Below are 3,204 nucleotides of genomic sequence, written 5' to 3' on the forward strand. Positions count from 1 at the left end.
ATTAACGGTAATGTCGGGGGGGGGGGAACCAATACCTTGACGTTGGGCGGTACGACCAACGCTACCTTTAATATGTCCCTTTTCGGTGGTCAATTCAGTAGTTTCACGGCATTACAAAAAACCGGCACGAGTATCTGGACGCTGAACGGCAGCAGTACTACCACTTCAGCATGGACTATTTCGGCTGGTACGTTGCAAACGGGGGTTAGTGGTGCATTAGGGAATGGGGCAATTAGTATTGCCAGTGGTGCTACTTTATCCTTGAGCAGTTTTCCGGGTACAGTATTTGCCAATACATTAACGGGTGCGGGGACCTGGGCGTTAAATAACAGTAATATCAATATGGCCAGCCGTACCAATGCCAACAACTTTACCGGTATTTTTAATCTCATCAACTCGTCAAGCTTCACCATTAATAACGCCACATCATTAAATAGCAATGCCCGGTTTAATATGACCAATGCGAATAGCCGCTTGCTGATTAATAATACCGCCAACTATACCTTGAATAATGGCATTACCGGTGCAGGGCAAGTTAATGTCAATGGCAGCAATGCGAATTTGAGCTTTGGTTTTGGTGCCAATGCCGGTAGTGCTTTTACCGGTACCGTGAATCTGCAAAACAGCCTATTCGCCTTGACCGGTAATAATACGACAGCGTTAACCCGAGCGACACTTACACTAAGCAGTGGTAATAGTACCACCGTTGGGGCAGCGGGAACCCCCACCACGCAAACCATCGGCAGTTTGGGCATAGCGGGTGGCAGGTTAACGTTTTATAGCAATTTATTCAGTGATCGTGCGGATAGCATCATTAGCGCCGCCGGACTGACCGCTACCAGTGGCACCATTAATATTGTGGGTGATGGTGCCATCAATGCCAATACGTTAATAGGGAGTCGTTCTTTACTTAACCAGAATATAAATACCCAGTGGACTCAGTTGGTCAACGCCACCAGCGCCGGCAGTGTCAATGGGTTAAACATGCAGCTCAATGGGGCTGCGGTGAACCCAGGTGTGCGCTATGGCATCACTCAAAATAGTGAGCGTGTAGCCAACGGGCTGTATGATTTTAGCTTATTGAATAACGGCAGTAGTGGTCAGGGTCTTTATATGGGCTATGACCTTGGCTCGATAGAGTTGTTGGTCAATAGTGCTAATGCCTTGGTGATCGCCACCGATGGGGTTGTAGGGTCTAACAATAATCTGTCGGTTAACCTGTTTGGTACCGGGGGCATTGTACTGGATGGCACCCAGGCTGCGTTAACCATCTCCAACAGCACCAACAATTACAGCGGTAACACTACCATCCGTGGGGGTACCGTCTTACTGGGGGCCAGTGGGGCTTTGGGGAGCACCAACATACTGGCGGTGAACAACGGCAGTACCTTGAACCTCAACAGCTTTAACCAGAGTGTGTCGACCACCACCAATGACGGCACGGTATTGCTGGGCAGCGGTGTGCTCACCAGTGGGGCATTAACCAACAATGGCACCATTAACCTGGGGACCGGTACTTTGGCCCTGACCCAGGGCGGGACGTCCAGTGCCACGGGTGGCTTACTGGGTAATGGGTTATTGCAGCTACAAGGGGGCACTTTCACCGTCAGTGCCGCCAATGGCGGTTTAACCGGTAATAGCACCATTGCCACCGGGGCGACCCTGGTGTTGAACAGTGCGGGGACCCTGGGCAGCAGTGCGGTGAATGTGGGGGGTAACCTCAATTTTGCCCGCAATGGCAGCTTTGCCAACCCACTCAGTGGTCTTGGCACCATCAATACCCTGGGGGATGTGCAACTCACCGGTAATAACAATTTTACCGGTAATCATGTCATTGCGGCGAATAGCCGGTTAACCGTCAATGCGGCTAACAATCTGGGGCAGTCAGCAGCGAGAGTGAATTTAACCAGCAACACCTCTGGCCTGGTTTTTAATGGCGTGACAGGGAATGTGGCCAATGCGCTGACCGGGGTAGCGGGCTCGACGGTCACCCTCAGTGCTCTGGCGAATATGTCCCTGTCGGGTAATAACAGTACCTTCAATGGACTCTATGACCTGATTGGCAACAGTACCCTGACCGTGGCGCAGGCTCAGAATCTGGGTAACGGTTCGGTGGCGATGGCCAGTGGCAGTAATTTACTGTTTAGCAATTATGCCAATGGTGTTTTGAGCACCTTGGATAATACCCTCAGCGGGGCAGGCACCTGGACGCTGAACGCCAGCCATATCAATCTGACCAATAACAATCGCACGCTGGATTTGAGTGGGTTGCTAGATATCACCAATGGCTCTAGCCTGAATATTGACGGCAGCACGGTGCTCAATACTCTCGCCAGGGTGAATGTGGCGGATACCGGCAGCGATTTGAATATCACCACCACCGGGGCCTTTACCTTCAATAATGGGTTGAGCGGGTTGGGGGATGTCAATGTCAGCACCAACAACACGGCGTTTAATTTTGGTACCGCAGTAGGCAGCGCTTTTGCCGGTACGGTGAATTTACAAAATACCCTGTTTGACCTCATCGGCACCAATACCAGTACGTTAACCCTGGCGACCCTGAACCTGGGGACGGGGAGCTATACCACGGTCGGTAGCAGCAACGTGACCAGCACGGAAAGTGTCGGCAATGTCAGCCTGAATGGCGGCACGCTGAGGTTTTATGGTGATATCCAGGGGCAACGTGCAGATGGCTTGATCACTACCGACGACTTCACCGCCACCGGCGGCATTATTGATCTGGAAAGTCCGGCAATAGTGGCCAATAGTACCGGCAGGGGCTCGCTGCTCAATCAAATGACCGATGGCGATAGCGTGCAATTGGTGAGTGCCCAAACCGCCAGTGGGGCCGACCAACTGACCTTGCAGATCAATGGCGATGAGGTGGGGCAAAATGTTTCCGACGCCATTGAACAGAATGGCGTGCATGTTGCCAACGGGATTTATGATTATGGCTTGAGCAACAGCGGGGAGAGTGGCGAGGGGTTGTATATGGATTATACCCTTACCGCCTTGGAGTTGCTGGAAGATGGCGACGATGCACTGGTGATAGCGACCGACGGTTTGCCTGGCTCCAACAACGACTTGCTGGTTAACGTGTTTGGCACTGGCGGTCTTGTACTGGATGGCACCTTGGCCCCGTTGACTATCTCCAACAGCACCAACAGTTACAGCGGCAGCACCACTATTGCTGGGGGCAGCGTA

Annotated in this window: 1 protein-coding gene; it reads left to right on the plus strand. The window is 52.1% G+C overall.

The window, feature by feature from the left end; genetic code table 11:
- Positions 1-3,204, plus strand: a 3,204-nt coding sequence (locus IO95_RS25690) for a hypothetical protein (protein WP_037386712.1), incomplete at both ends; no start/stop codon positions are given.

The organism is Serratia sp. DD3 (assembly GCF_000496755.2).